Below are 13301 nucleotides of genomic sequence, written 5' to 3' on the forward strand. Positions count from 1 at the left end.
AGTGACTCGCCGGCTACGTCGGCGAAACAGCAGCGCCTGCCAAGGACGACGAGCGACCGCATGGCAACAACAAAAACACCCCGCAAATCTGCGAAGAACCAGCTACGGCCCGCGAGCCCAGATCAAGCCTCCAGCTTGATCCCCGCCTGCTTCACCACCCCCGCCCATCGCGCCTGCTCGGCAACAAAGAACTTCCCGGTCTCCCCGGGCGTCATCGTCACCACCTCCGCCCCCTGGGCCACCAGCTGCGCGCGCAGGTCCGGCGCGCGGATGATGCGGATCAGCTCGCCGCTGAGGCGCGCCACCATCGCATCGGGCATGCTCGCCGGAGCCATCACGCCCTGCCACGTCCCGGATTCAAAATTCGGCACGCCCTGCTCTGCAATGGTCGGAACGTTCTGCAGCAGCGGCATGCGCGTGCGCTTGGACTGGGCGATCAGCTTGAGCTTGCCCGACTGCACGTGCGGCAGCGTGGCCAGCATGCCGTTCATCAGCACCTGGGCGCTGCCGCCCACGGTATCGGCAATGGCCTGCGAGCCGCCCTTGTAGGGTACGTATTGCCACTTGGCGCCGGTGGCCTGCTCCACCGCCACGCCGGCCAGGTGCGGCGCGCTGCCGATGGCGGTCACGGCGAAGTTGAGCTGGCTGCGCTGCGACAGCGCCACCAGTTCCTTCACGCTGGCCGCCTGCACCGACGGATGCACCACCAGCAAGTGCGGCGAGTAGGCCAGCATCGACACCGGCTTGAGGTCCTTGGCAATATTGAAGGTCAGTTTTGTATAGACCGACGGGCTGATCGCCAGCGCGCCGATATCGCACAGCATCAGCGTGTGGTTGTCGGTGGCCTGCGCGACCAGTGCCGCGCCGACGTTGCCGTTGGCACCGGGGCGGTTGTCCACCACCACCGACTGGCCCAGCGCCTCGCCCAGCTGCTTGCTGATCAGGCGCGCGATGATGTCCGACGAGCCGCCGGAGGTGTACGGCACCACCAGGCGGATCGGGCGGGTGGGCCAGTCCGGTCCGGCGTGCGCCGCCGAGGACAGGCCCGCGAGCGGGCCGGCTGCCAGGCCGGCGGCCAGTGCGGAGGATTGCTTGAGGAAGGTGCGGCGTCCCTGGGTCATGCTGTTGTCTCCTGTCGATGACGCGAGCGCCGGCGCGGCACGCTATGCGTGCATGCCCGGCGCGTTCTGTGCTGCAGTGTCTGGGGTTCAGTGCTATGGCTTCAGTCCAGCGCGATCTTGCCCTTCTCGATCACGGTCTTCCAGCGCTGCAGTTCCTGCGCCTCGAACTGGTTGAACTGCTCGGGCGTGTTGGCCACCACCTCGAAGCCGCTCTCGGACAGCTTCTGGCGCATCTTCGGGTCGTTCAGCGACGACACCAGCGCGCCGTGCAGGCGGCTCTTCACCTCGGGCGGCAGGCCGCGCGGCGCGGCCACGCCCTGCCACGAGTACACCTCCACGTCCTTCACGCCGGCCTCGGCCATGGTCGGCACATTGGGCAGCACCGGCGAGCGTTTGTCGGAGGTCACCGCCATGGCCTTGAGCTTGCCGGTGCGGATGTGCTGCAGCACCGCGTTAACGTTCTGGAACGACACGTCGACCTGGCCGGCAAGCAGGTCGGAGATGGCCGGGCCGCCGCCCTTGTAGGGAACGTGCAGGCCGTCGGTGGCGCTCTTCTGCCAGAACAGCGCCGCGGTCAGGTGGTCGGACGAGCCCGCGCCGGACGAGGCAAAGCTGACCTTGCCCGGATTCTTCTTCATGTGGGCCACCAGTTCCTGCAGCGTATTGGCCGGGAACTGCGGATTGGCCACCAGCACGTTGGGCGCGCGCACGGCCACGGTCAGCAGGTCGAAGTCCTTGGCCGGGTCATAGGCCAGGTTCTTCTGCAGGAACGGGTTCACCGCGTACACGCCGATCGACGCCACCATCATGGTGTAGCCGTCCGCCGGTGCGCGCTTGACGAAAGTGGCGCCGATGGCGCCGGTCGCGCCGGGGCGGTTGTCGATGACGAAGGGCTGGCCCAGCTTTTCATTGAGCGGCACGGTCAGCATGCGCGCGATGGCGTCGCTGGAGCCGCCCGGCGGGAACGGCACCACCACCGATACCGGGCGTTGCGGCCAGTCCTGTGGCGCGGCGTAGGCGGCGGCGCTGACGGTCAGGGCCGCCACCGTGACGACAGAGCCGAGCGCGAAGGCGCGCAGCCAGTGGGGCAGGCGCAGGGCGCGCTGGCGTTGGAACGTGTACATCGTTGTCTCCTGCAGTGTCTTTATCAGATGAGCCCGGCCGTGCCGATGACGGCAGCGGCCGGTTGGGCGTTGCCGGTACCGCGTCAGCGCACCATGCAGGGCGCCTTGTTGTTGAACTTCCAGCCGGGGATCAGGAACTGCATCGCCGCGGCATCGTCGCGTGCGCCCAGGCCCTTGCGCTGGTACAGCTCGTGCGCGCGCGCCAGGGCATCCATGTCGAGCTCCACGCCCAGGCCCGGCGTCCTGGGCACCTGCACCAGGCCGCCTTCGATCTGCAGCGGGTTGCGGGTCAGGTTTTCGCCGTCCTGCCAGATCCAGTGCGTGTCGATGGCAGTGACGCGCCCCGGCGCGGCGGCGGCCACGTGGGTGAACATCGCCAGCGAAATATCGAAGTGGTTGTTCGAGTGCGAGCCCCAGGTCAGGCCCCAGTCGGCGCACATCTGCGCCACGCGCACCGAGCCCTGCATGGTCCAGAAGTGCGGGTCGGCCAGCGGGATGTCGACCGACTGCAGCCGCACCGCATGCCCCATCTGGCGCCAGTCGGTGGCGATCATGTTGGTGGCGGTGGGCAGGCCGGTGGCGGTGCGGAACTCGGCCATGATCTCGCGCCCGGAGTAGCCGTCTTCGGCACCGCACGGGTCCTCGGCATAGGCCAGCACGCCGCGCTTGTCGCGGCACAGGCGCACGGCCTCTGCCAGCGACCAGGCACCGTTGGGGTCCAGCGTGATGCGCGCCTTCGGGAAGCGTTCGGCCAGCGCCAGGATCGCTTCCATCTCTTCGTCGCCGCTCAGCACGCCGCCCTTGAGCTTGAAGTCGTTGAAGCCGTAGCGCTCGTAAGCGGCTTCGGCCAGGCGCACCACGCCCTCGGGCGTCATCGCCACTTCATTGCGCAGGCGGAACCACGCGTTGTCGGCATCGGGCTCGGTGCGGTAGCCCAGCGTGGTGCGCTGGCGATCGCCGATATAGAACAGGTAGCCGAGCATCTCCACGGCGTCGCGCTGCCGGCCTTCGCCGAGCAGTGCGGCCACCGGCACCTCGAGGTGCTGGCCGAGCAGGTCCAGCAGTGCCGCCTCCAGTGCCGTCACCGCATGGATGGTGATGCGCAGGTCAAAGGTCTGCAGGCCGCGGCCGCCGGCATCGCGGCTGGCGAATGCCGCGCGCACGCGGTTCAGGATGGCCTGGTACTGTCCGATGGGCTGGCCCACCAGCAGCGGCCGCGCGTCTTCCAGCGTCTGGCGGATGCCCTCGCCGCCCGGGACCTCGCCCACGCCGGTGTGGCCGGCACTGTCGCGCACGATCACGATATTGCGGGTGAAATACGGGCCATGGGCGCCGGACAGGTTCATCAGCATGCTGTCATGCCCGGCCACGGGCACCACGGTCAGTTCGGTCACGACCGGGGTGTGGGCGGACGCCATGGGGGCGGCGGTTGGGGTCATCTCTGGGTTGTCTCCGGCATTTCCGATGGCGGGCGCAGTATCGTTCACCCGGGCTCATCGTGTTGCGTATGTTATCTGTCATCGTATGACTGATAACCCAGTATAATAAGGCCATCTCGAACCGGTCAAGTCCGGGAAACCCCGCCCGTATCCACCATGCCGAACTCCACCCCCGCCCAGTCCGTTCCGCCTGTTCCTGCGCCGCAAGCGCTGCTGCGCCGCCGCGGCCGCACGCTTGCCGAGGAAGTGGTGCAAGCCCTTGGCGAAGAAATCCGCCAGGGCCAGCTCAAGCCCGGCGACAAGCTGCCGACCGAATCGGAAATCATGGCGTCGATGGGGGTCAGCCGCACCGTGGTGCGCGAGGCACTGTCGCGACTGCAGGCCAGCGGCCTGGTCGAGACGCGCCACGGCATCGGCACCTTCGTGCTGGCGCGCGCTGCCGAGGCGCCCTCGCCCTTCCGCATCGGGCCGGACGCGCTGGGCACGGCCATGGATGTGATGGCGATGCTGGAATTCCGCGTCAGCCTTGAGGCCGAGGCCGCGGGCCTGGCCGCATCGCGCCGCACCGACGCGCAGCTGGCAGCGATGCGCCAGGCACTGGACGAGCTCAAGCGCAGTGCCGGCGCCGGCAACGACGCCGTGGAAAGCGATTTTGCCTTCCACCTGGCGATCGCGCGCGCCACCGGCAACCGCTACTTCACGGACATCATGGGCCACCTGGGCACCATGGTGATCCCGCGCAGCCGCCTGCAGGTCAGCACGCCCGAGCGCGAGCAGTACCTGGTGCGCGTCAGCATCGAGCACGAGAACATCTACGACGCGATCGAGCGCCGCGACCCCGACGGGGCCAAGGCCGCCATGCGCATGCACCTGACCAACAGCCGCGAACGGCTGCGCAAGGCCTCAGGGCCGGCCGGCGCCCAGGGCTGAGCGGCGCGCACGCACCTGGGCGGGTGTGGCCCGCCAAGTCATACGATGTCTAATGAGAACGACCGGGATTAGGGCGTCAACCGGCAGCGCCGCGCAAAGTCCACCAGCTCCACCAGGGACGAGACCTGCAGCTTGCCCATGATGCGTGCCTTGTAGCTGCTGACGGTCTTGTTGCTGATGAAGAGGCTGGCGCTGATGGCCTTGTACGACATGCCGCGCGCCAGCATCTGCAGCACCACCAGTTCCTTGTCGGAAAGGCGCCGCAGGATCTCCTCATCCGCCGACATGGCCTGGCGCGGCGCGCCGCCGCGGCTGAGCACCGGGAACACGGTATAGCCCGCCAGCACCGCCTCGACCGCACGCAGGATCTCCTTGATGTCCTGGGTCTTGCTGACGAAGCCCTGCGCACCGGCCTGCCATGACCGGCTGATGAACACGGCCGGGTCGAGCGCCGTCACCACCAGGATGCGCACCTGCGGATGGATCGCGCGCAGGCGCGGCGCCACATCCAGCCCGCTGGAGCGCGGGATGTCCAGGTCGAGCAGCACGAGGTCCGGCGTGCGCGCGCGCACCAGCTCGATGGCGCACTGTCCGTTGTCTGCTTCGATCACCTCGTCTACGCCAAGCAGCTGCAACAGATGGTGCCTGAGCACCAGCCGCATCGCCGGATGGTCGTCAACGATCAGGATGGTTGTCATGCGTGGCTTCGTAGTCCGGGAACGCATCGGCGACCGGGCGCATTCGACCCGGGCATGGGATGGCAGGGGCGATCAACACGCGGGGCGCGATGCTGCGCCAGTATAGGGAGCCGAGGACGCTGGCAGGATGGAAGAAATCGGTTTCGCATGAGGCCGAATCCTAGGCCCGCCTCAGACGCACGCTCATGCCGGAGCACCGGGCCGCGGCGGTGTGCCCCTGCGCACGGCAGGGACAACGGCAAACAGCCAGTGGTGCTACTCTATTCCAGCGTGTTTCATCCATGGAGAACACTGTGCCTCGCAAGACCCCCATCGAGCGCTACCGCAATATCGGCATCAGCGCGCATATCGACGCCGGCAAGACCACGACGACCGAACGGATCCTGTTCTACACGGGCGTCAGCCACAAGCTGGGCGAAGTGCACGATGGCGCGGCCACCATGGACTGGATGGAGCAGGAGCAGGAGCGCGGCATCACCATCACGTCGGCCGCCACCACTGCGTTCTGGAAAGGCATGGCCGGCAACTACCCCGAACACCGCATCAACATCATCGATACGCCGGGACACGTTGACTTCACCATCGAAGTCGAGCGCTCCATGCGCGTGCTTGACGGCGCCTGCATGGTCTATGACGCTGTCGGCGGCGTGCAGCCGCAGTCCGAGACGGTCTGGCGCCAGGCCAACAAGTACGCGGTGCCGCGCATTGCCTTCGTCAACAAGATGGACCGCGTCGGCGCCGACTTCTTCCGCGTGCAGACGCAGATTGCCGACCGCCTCAAGGGCCGCGCCGTGCCGATCCAGATCCCGCTGGGCACCGAGGACCATTTCAAGGGCGTGGTCGACCTGGTCACCATGAAGGCCATCGTCTGGGATGATGCCAGCCAGGGCGTGCGCTTCGAATACCAGGACATTCCGGCGGACCTGCTGGCCACCGCGCAGGAATGGCGCGACAAGATGGTCGAAGCCGCCGCCGAGGCCGACGAGACGCTGCTCCACCAGTACCTGTCGGGCGAGCCGCTGACCGAGGAACAGATCAAGCGCGGCCTGCGCAAGCGCACCATCGCCAACGAGATCGTGCCGATGCTGTGCGGCAGCGCCTTCAAGAACAAGGGCGTGCAGAGCATGCTGGACGCGGTCATCGACTACCTGCCCTCGCCCGCCGACGTGCCGGCCATCCTGGGCCACACCGAAGACGACCGCGAAGCCGAGCGCCATCCCAACGACGACGAGCCGTTTGCCGCGCTGGCGTTCAAGATCATGACCGACCCCTTTGTCGGCCAGCTGATCTTCTTCCGCGTCTATTCCGGCGTGGTCAAATCCGGCGACACCGTCTACAACCCGGTCAAGGCCAAGCGCGAGCGCCTGGGCCGCATCCTGCAGATGCACGCCAACGTGCGCCAGGAGATCAAGGAAGTGCGCGCCGGCGACATCGCCGCGGCCGTCGGCCTGAAGGAAGCGACCACCGGCGACACCCTGTGCGACCCCGACAAGGTCATCATCCTGGAGCGCATGAGCTTCCCGGAACCGGTGATCTCGCAGGCAGTGGAGCCCAGGACCAAGGCCGACCAGGAAAAGATGGCCATTGCGCTGAACCGCCTTGCGCAGGAAGACCCGTCCTTCCGCGTGACCACGGACGAGGAATCCGGCCAGACCATCATCTCCGGCATGGGCGAGCTGCACCTGGAAATCCTGGTCGACCGCATGCGGCGCGAGTTCGGCGTGGAGGCATCGGTCGGCAAGCCCCAGGTGGCCTACCGCGAGACCATCCGCCAGCCGATCAAGGACGTGGAAGGCAAGTTCATCAAGCAATCGGGCGGACGCGGCCAGTACGGCCACGTGGTGCTCAACCTCGAGCCGATGCCGCACGGCGGCGGCTATGAGTTCGTCGATGCCATCAAGGGCGGCGTGGTGCCGCGCGAGTTCATCCCCGCGGTGGACAAGGGCATCCGCGAGACCCTGCAGTCAGGCGTGCTGGCCGGCTACCCGGTGGTCGACATCAAGGCCACGCTGGTGTTCGGCTCCTACCACGACGTCGACTCGAACGAGAACGCATTCCGCATGGCCGGCTCGATGGCGTTCAAGGACGGCATGCGCCGGGCCAGGCCGATCCTGCTGGAGCCGATGATGGCCGTCGAGGTGGAAACGCCTGAGGAATTCACCGGCAATGTGATGGGCGATTTGTCGTCACGCCGCGGCATGGTGCACGGCATGGAAGACATCGCCGGTGGCGGCGGCAAGATCGTGCGCGCCGAAGTGCCGCTGGCAACCATGTTCGGCTACTCCACCACGCTGCGCTCGCTGACGCAGGGGCGCGCGACGTACACGATGGAGTTCAAGCACTATGCCGAGGCGCCGGCCAATGTGGCTGAGGCGGTGATATCGGCGAAGCGGGGGTAACAATGGTTTGCTCCCCTCTCCCGCGTGCGGGAGAGGGGCCGGGGGAGAGGGCCGGCGCATCCACGCGCCCGCGCCCTTCTCCTTCATCGCGATCAGCAAGCCGCCGCCGTCATCTTGAAAATCCCCTGCGCATTGCCCGCATCAAACCCCAGGTCATACCGCTGCGGCGCTGCCGCTTCTTCGGCGAAGCGGTCGCGCGTGATGAACTCGTAGAACGATCCCGGCACGTCCCGCTCCACCGTCTCGCCCTGCGCGCCGACGAAGGCGCGGCGCACCGTATCCGCGCGGAACGCGGTCTGTTTGACGCGCCCGCTGCGCGAAACTTCCACCTTGTCCTTCATCGGCCGGCCCAGCTGCTTCTGCTGCTCGGCGAGCGCGAACACGTCGTCGACGCGGTCGGTGGCGTGGTTGAAGGCGTTGCCTTCGGTGGCGACCCAGGCCATCTCGGCCGATTCACTGAGCAGGGTTTCATAGTCGGCCAGGCTCGGGGTGGCGTGCTGGCGCTCGAAGCATGGCACCAGCAGGCCGACCAGCTCGGCACCGTCGGCCAGGTCCAGCGCGCCGTCGCGCTCCAGTTGCCATAGCAGGGTCTGCGCGCGCGGCGTGAGCGGGTCGGCGGAGGTTCCGGTGACACGGCTGACGGCGGCGCGGAAGGCTTCGCTGAAGCGTTCCGGATGGAATTCGCTGAGGAAGAACTGGGCGATGTCCTCGGGCGCGTCGGCATGCGCGTACGAGCGGCCGGTCATGCCGATGCGGTCCAGCGGATAGGTGCCGTTGAGCACGTAGCCGAGCGGGCGCAGGATGCGGGTGAAGGCGGCCTCGCCTTCAGGCAGCGCGCCGTTGTCGCGCCACTTGACCGTGCGCAGCGCGCCGTGGTCGAAGGTGACCTTGCCGCCGGCGGCGGCAACGTCGTCGGTGTAGGCGCGGCCGCTCGGCACGCGCTCGAGGATGCCGCCGAACAGCACCATGTTCAGCGCCTGGGCGATTTCCGCACGGCTGGCACGGCCCTGCGGGGCCTGCGGCAGATCCGCGGGCAAGGTGACCAGCGCGAGCAGTTGTGCGGCGCGGGCGGCGCCGACGTTGGCGGTGAGAAGCGTTGAAAGTGTGGAGGTCATGGGCGCAAACAGGTGAGCACTGGGATGGCAGCCGGGCTGGCGACGATACGCGGGGCAGGATAGGGGCGCTCCCATGGCGCGCACAAGCGCGCATTGCGCACAACGTTGTGCGTGCGGCGCACGATCAGGGTAGCGGTGCCGTCTGACGGTGCAGGCTGGCGCCGCTGTTTATACTGTCAGCCTTCCTTCCCTCGCAGTCCCATGAGAAACGACATCCCCAACCTGGGCGCGCTGCAGGCCTTCGAGGCTTCGGCGCGGCTGGGCAGCTTTACCCGCGCCGCGGCAGAGCTGGCGCTGACGCATAGCGCGGTGGGGCGGCAGGTGGCACAGCTGGAGCAGCGCCTGGGCGTGACGCTGTTCACGCGCGTGCGCCGGCGCCTGGAGCTGACCGATACCGGGCGCGAATACGCCGCGCGCATCCGCCGGCACCTGGACCACCTGCAGCGCGACACGCTGGAAATCACCACCGGCAGGGCCATGGGCTACACGCTGGAGCTGGCAGTGGTGCCCACCTTTGCCACCCAATGGCTGATCCCGCGCCTGCCGGACTTTGCGCGGCGCCACCCCAATGTGACGGTCAACCTGTCGGCGCGCTCGCAGCCGTTCTCGTTCCAGGAATGCGCCTATGACGCGGCGATTTACTTCGGCGACCAGTTCTGGCCCGGCACGCGCGGCGGCGTAATCTTCCGCGAAGGGGGCATGGTGCCGGTGTGCAGTCCCGCCTTCCTGGCCGAGCATCCCGTGACCGACGCCGCCAGCCTGGCGCGCTGCCGCCACCTGCACCTGAGCACGCGCGCCAACGCCTGGCGCGACTGGTACGCGGCACAGGGCTGGACCTATGACCTGGCCGCCTCGCGCGGGCCGCGCTACGAACTGTTCACGATGATGACGGCCGCCGCGGCGGCCGGGCTCGGCATCGGCCTGGCGCCGCGCCTGCTGATCGAGCGCGAGCTGCAGACCGGCCAGCTGGTGATCCCGCTGGCGGGCATGCTGGACGAGCAGCAGGGCTACTACTTTGCCTATCCGGAGGGCCGGCCCGAATCCGAAGCGCTGGCGGCCTTCCGCAACTGGATCCTGGGCCTGTCGCGCGATGCGCCGGCCACCGCTGCCGGCAACTGATCACGCCGCGCTTTGTTGAACACGAAACGGCACGAGCCAGCGAAGCGGCGCATCTGGCGCCGCTGATCGCCGGTCGGCATCAGTTCGTACTGGCGTGGGCGTCATGCTTGGCATGCGGCATCACTTCTGAGGATCGCGTCCGGCTGCACCGGGTGCCGCGGCAGGAACGCGCGCAGCGCGACGCTGACGCGCCTTTTTTTCCATGCCGCGCGAAAGAATTACCACGGCGGCAGCTGGCGACTTCAGTCCCATGCGTACAGCGCCACAAACGGCGCAGGCATGGTCATTGCGCATGCCATGCATTCCAACGTCTTGCGACAAGGAGCACAGCATGCCGAACCAACCTCCCAGTAGTGCAGGCGCGGCCATCATCGGTTCAGGCGTGGGCGAAGGCCCGGGTCCTGAAGTGATGGCGGCATCGAGCCTTGACGGCACCAAGGCCTATTCATCCGATGGCGAACACGTCGGCAAGATTTCCGAAATCATGCTGGATGTGCCGCACGGCCGCATCGCCTACGCGGTGCTGACCACCGGCGGCTTCCTCGGCATCGGCGACACGCTGCACGCCATCCCATGGAATGCACTGGTCATGGACACCGACGAGAAATGCTTCCGGATTGCGGTGACGGCAGACCGGCTCAAGTCCGCACCGGGCTTCAACAAGGACAGCTGGCCGAGCATGGCCGATCCCCAGTGGGGCAAGGCGCTGCACGAGTACTACGGCCGCGACCCGTACTGGGTGCCCCCGCCGCTGTAAGGCTGCGCAGGGACTACGCCCAGGTTGCAAGCAGCCCGCGCGCGGCCAGCGCGGCCAGGCCGATACCCGCCGCGCCCGGCAGCAGGCGCTGCACCGCGCGTGGCGCATAGGACAGGCCCAGCGCCACGGCAAACGCGCTGGCTGTCAGCGTGCCAAGCCACGACACCGTTCCCAGCGGCCCGCCGTCGGCAGCAACATGGAGCGACCAGGCCAGCGCGAGCGCGCCGGCACCCGCCGCGCGCAGCCCAGCCACCGCGCGCGGCGACGGCATGCTGCCGCGGCCATGGATATCGGCATGGTGGCGGTCGAGCGACAGCGCCAGTGCGGCGAATCCTGACAGCGACAGGGCGAAGGCAGCCAGCATGTTCATGCGGGCTCCTGCGTGCCGGCAGCCACCTCGGCCACCTTCTGCGATTGGCGCGACGTGCGCCGCGGTGCCGGCTGCCTGCGTCCGACCATCCAGGCCGCGGCTGCCAGCGCGATGCCGAGCGCCAGCGTCACCAGGTCGAAGCCAGCCACCGCCGCCGGCCCGCGCCCCTGCAGCAAGGTCACGCCCAGGTGCGATCCGGTGGTCAGCGCGTTGAGCACCGGGATGCCCCCGAGCAGCGCCGCCCCCGCCCACAACTGCGCGCGCCACATGCCGCGCGCGGGATGCAGCAGCGCCAGCAGCGCGCAGGCGGCCCACGCGATGAAGAACCAGCGGATCTCCGCTTCAGGCCGCTGCGCCAGATCCACCGGCAACAGGCGGTTGGCCCAGAAGTAGCTGGCAAAGGCAATCGGCAGGCCGGCGATGGCGCCGATGTTCAGCGCCTCGACCAGGCGCAGGCCAACGCTGGGCCGTGCCCCTGCAGCCAGCGCCTTGGCCTGCTGCTGGCGCGTGCGTACCGCCCACAGGATCGCCCCGGTAGCCACCATGGCGGTTCCGGCAAGACCGCACAGGAAGAACAGCGCGCGCAGGCCTGGTGAAGCAAAGCCGGCGATATGCAGGCCGGTCATGACGCTGCGCGTCAGTTCTGCCGCGGACTTGTCTTCCGCGTACGCGCGCAGCATGGCGCCGCTGGTGCCAGAGAATTCAAGCGTGGACGCGTCGTGTGCCAGCGTAGTCGGCTCGGCACGGGTCAGCGCCACGGTGGCATTGGCATCGCCCGGCAGGTTCACGGTGATGCGCCGCGGCGCGGCCCCCTGCCAGCGGCGCTCCGCCTGCGCCACCATGTCTGCCACGCTTGCCAGCGCGGCGGGCGTGCCCGCTGCGCTGGCTGGCCGCGGACGCAGCATCGCCTCGGCCTGGAAAGCGCGCTCGCCCCCGCGGTAGGCGGCCTCGATGCCCCAGGGCATATACATGAACAGCAGCGTGACCAGCCCGGTGTAGGTGATCATCAGGTGGAATGGCAGCGCCAGCACCGCCAGCGCATTGTGCGCATCGAGCCAGGATCGCTGGCCCTTGCCGCGCCGGAACGTGAAGAAGTCGGCAAAGATGCGCCGGTGCGTGATGACGCCGCTGACGATGGCGACCAGCATGAACATGGCGCAGAAGCCGGCGATCCAGCGCGCCCACTTGGCCGGCATGTAGTGCAGGTCGAAATGCAACCGGTACAGGAACTCGCCGCCGCGGGTCTCGCGCGCGGCCTGCAGCGGCGCGCCGGTGGCCGGGTCGAGCAAGCGGCTGTCGAACCGGCGCGGCTTGCCGTCGGCGTCGCGCGGCGCCTGGCCCGGCTTGTAGACCCACCGCACGGTGGCGGCCTGGCGCCGATCGTCGGGCAGCGTGATGAACCAGCGCGCGGCATCCGGTGCCTGCCGGCTGAGGTAGCGCACCGCGTTCTGCGCCACCTGCGCGGCCGGCACCTCGGCGGCGGGCGCGGGGCGATGCAGCTCGGGCCGCATCCACAGCGAGATCTCTTCCTTGAAATAGCTGGCGGTGCCGCCGCAGAACATCAGCAGCAACACCCAGCACACCAGCAGGCCGCTCCAGGTATGGAGCCATGCCATCGACTGCCTGAAACCCGCGCGCATCAGCCGCCCCGTCCCACGGCCAGCAGCGCCAACAGCAGCGCGGCCGGCAGCGCCAGGCCGGCCCAGGCTCGCCACGCGCTGCGCACCGCGAAGACCCAGACCACCGCCGCGGCATAGATCGCGAAGGACAGCAGCGTGGCCGTGGTCACGGCATCGGGCCGCGCCATCGGCAGCCACACGGACAGGGCCGCGGTGGCCGACGCCGCCAGCGCGTAGCCACCAGCAATGGCCGCGACCGCGCGCGAGGCCACCCCGGCGCGATAGCGCCAGCCGGACGCGTAGGCCTGGCTCATGCCGGCACGCGCAATACTGCGCCGCAGGCAAGGCCGGCAGTCACGGCTGGGGATGACTGCAGCGGCATGCCGGAGACGGGACGGCAATGGCGGGTGGGATGTCGATACATGGCGCAGGACCGGGGGGGCAAGGAATCGTTACGAATGATAACAATTCGCATTACTGTCCTCAAGGACATACATTGCGTCACCAGTCCACCCTAAAAAATGAGGCGGTCCGATAAAATTTCTCTTGTAATGAGATCGATTCCCATTTACTATCCGATCACTGCCTGACGCACGGCGCACCGCCCGAC

12 protein-coding genes and 1 pseudogene are annotated in these 13301 nt (G+C 68.2%); 4 read left to right on the forward strand and 9 right to left on the reverse strand.

The features are described 5' to 3' along the window. Positions 1-122: 122 nt before the first annotated feature. The 3 genes from CF68_RS16775 to gudD all read right to left on the reverse strand — a co-directional run bounded on the left by CF68_RS16775 (position 123) and on the right by gudD (position 3684). The gene (locus CF68_RS16775; RefSeq protein ID WP_035820754.1) at positions 123-1121 is read right to left on the reverse strand and encodes a tripartite tricarboxylate transporter substrate binding protein; all 999 of its coding nucleotides are present in this window, start codon (positions 1119-1121) and stop codon (positions 123-125) included. A 101-nt stretch (positions 1122-1222) separates the two neighbouring features. Beyond that, positions 1223-2245, reverse strand: coding sequence for a tripartite tricarboxylate transporter substrate binding protein (locus tag CF68_RS16780; protein ID WP_035820756.1), 1023 nt, complete (start codon positions 2243-2245; stop codon positions 1223-1225). Between the two features lie 83 nt (positions 2246-2328). After that, positions 2329-3684: a glucarate dehydratase gene (gudD, locus tag CF68_RS16785; protein ID WP_035820758.1), complete on the reverse strand. Its 1356-nt coding sequence runs from the start codon at positions 3682-3684 to the stop codon at positions 2329-2331. Between the two features lie 156 nt (positions 3685-3840). Between gudD and CF68_RS16790 the strand changes: the two genes are divergently transcribed. After that, entirely contained in the window at positions 3841-4614 is a 774-nt protein-coding gene (locus tag CF68_RS16790) for a FadR/GntR family transcriptional regulator (RefSeq protein ID WP_035820760.1), read from the forward strand. Between the two features lie 68 nt (positions 4615-4682). Here CF68_RS16790 and CF68_RS16795 read toward each other — a convergent pair whose 3' ends face one another. After that, positions 4683-5312, reverse strand: coding sequence for a response regulator transcription factor (locus tag CF68_RS16795; RefSeq protein WP_010814027.1), 630 nt, complete (start codon positions 5310-5312; stop codon positions 4683-4685). Between the two features lie 293 nt (positions 5313-5605). Between CF68_RS16795 and fusA the strand changes: the two genes are divergently transcribed. After that, the gene (gene fusA / locus CF68_RS16800) at positions 5606-7711 is read left to right on the forward strand and encodes an elongation factor G (RefSeq protein WP_035820762.1); all 2106 of its coding nucleotides are present in this window, start codon (positions 5606-5608) and stop codon (positions 7709-7711) included. A 92-nt stretch (positions 7712-7803) separates the two neighbouring features. On the opposite strand, the gene CF68_RS16805 is transcribed toward fusA, so the two are convergent. Then, positions 7804-8826: a DUF1338 domain-containing protein gene (locus tag CF68_RS16805; RefSeq protein WP_035820764.1), complete on the reverse strand. Its 1023-nt coding sequence runs from the start codon at positions 8824-8826 to the stop codon at positions 7804-7806. A gap of 201 nt (positions 8827-9027) precedes the next feature. Here CF68_RS16805 and CF68_RS16810 point away from each other — a divergent pair, with 201 nt between their 5' ends. Continuing rightward, positions 9028-9945, forward strand: a complete 918-nt coding sequence (locus tag CF68_RS16810) for a LysR substrate-binding domain-containing protein (RefSeq protein ID WP_035820765.1) — start codon at positions 9028-9030, stop codon at positions 9943-9945. Positions 9946-9953: 8 nt separating this feature from the next. Here CF68_RS16810 and CF68_RS36265 read toward each other — a convergent pair. Further along, positions 9954-10025, reverse strand: a pseudogene (locus CF68_RS36265) (helix-turn-helix domain-containing protein); the annotation flags it as partial. Positions 10026-10276: 251 nt separating this feature from the next. Between CF68_RS36265 and CF68_RS16815 the strand changes: the two are divergent. Beyond that, complete coding sequence (locus CF68_RS16815; RefSeq protein WP_035820767.1) at positions 10277-10702, forward strand: PRC-barrel domain-containing protein; 426 nt, start codon at positions 10277-10279, stop codon at positions 10700-10702. Between the two features lie 13 nt (positions 10703-10715). Here the strand turns inward: CF68_RS16815 and CF68_RS16820 are convergent, their stop codons facing one another. From CF68_RS16820 to CF68_RS16830, 3 genes are read right to left on the reverse strand one after another with little or no spacing between them, the layout of a single operon-like run. Further along, the gene (locus CF68_RS16820; RefSeq protein ID WP_035820770.1) at positions 10716-11072 is read right to left on the reverse strand and encodes a DUF3325 domain-containing protein; all 357 of its coding nucleotides are present in this window, start codon (positions 11070-11072) and stop codon (positions 10716-10718) included. Next, on the reverse strand, positions 11069-12712 hold the full coding sequence (locus CF68_RS16825) for a PepSY domain-containing protein (protein ID WP_035820772.1): 1644 nt from the start codon (positions 12710-12712) through the stop codon (positions 11069-11071). The genes CF68_RS16820 and CF68_RS16825 overlap by 4 nt, the downstream gene beginning before the upstream one ends. Beyond that, positions 12712-13005: a DUF3649 domain-containing protein gene (locus CF68_RS16830; protein ID WP_035820775.1), complete on the reverse strand. Its 294-nt coding sequence runs from the start codon at positions 13003-13005 to the stop codon at positions 12712-12714. Before CF68_RS16830 ends, CF68_RS16825 begins: the two co-directional genes overlap by 1 nt. Positions 13006-13301 lie beyond the last annotated feature (296 nt).

The sequence above is a fragment of the Cupriavidus sp. SK-4 genome, assembly GCF_000611125.1.
GTDB classification, from domain to species: domain Bacteria; phylum Pseudomonadota; class Gammaproteobacteria; order Burkholderiales; family Burkholderiaceae; genus Cupriavidus; species Cupriavidus necator.

Coding starts and splice junctions, on each gene's coding strand:
- CF68_RS16820 (WP_035820770.1), bottom strand. CDS start 11,072: ATGAACATGCTGGCTGCCTTCGCCCTGTCGCTGTCAGGATTCGCCGCA.
- CF68_RS16775 (WP_035820754.1), bottom strand. CDS start 1,121: ATGACCCAGGGACGCCGCACCTTCCTCAAGCAATCCTCCGCACTGGCC.
- CF68_RS16810 (WP_035820765.1), top strand. CDS start 9,028: ATGAGAAACGACATCCCCAACCTGGGCGCGCTGCAGGCCTTCGAGGCT.
- CF68_RS16795 (WP_010814027.1), bottom strand. CDS start 5,312: ATGACAACCATCCTGATCGTTGACGACCATCCGGCGATGCGGCTGGTG.
- CF68_RS16825 (WP_035820772.1), bottom strand. CDS start 12,712: ATGCGCGCGGGTTTCAGGCAGTCGATGGCATGGCTCCATACCTGGAGC.
- CF68_RS16805 (WP_035820764.1), bottom strand. CDS start 8,826: ATGACCTCCACACTTTCAACGCTTCTCACCGCCAACGTCGGCGCCGCC.
- gudD (WP_035820758.1), bottom strand. CDS start 3,684: ATGACCCCAACCGCCGCCCCCATGGCGTCCGCCCACACCCCGGTCGTG.
- CF68_RS16780 (WP_035820756.1), bottom strand. CDS start 2,245: ATGTACACGTTCCAACGCCAGCGCGCCCTGCGCCTGCCCCACTGGCTG.
- CF68_RS16815 (WP_035820767.1), top strand. CDS start 10,277: ATGCCGAACCAACCTCCCAGTAGTGCAGGCGCGGCCATCATCGGTTCA.
- CF68_RS16830 (WP_035820775.1), bottom strand. CDS start 13,005: ATGAGCCAGGCCTACGCGTCCGGCTGGCGCTATCGCGCCGGGGTGGCC.
- CF68_RS16790 (WP_035820760.1), top strand. CDS start 3,841: ATGCCGAACTCCACCCCCGCCCAGTCCGTTCCGCCTGTTCCTGCGCCG.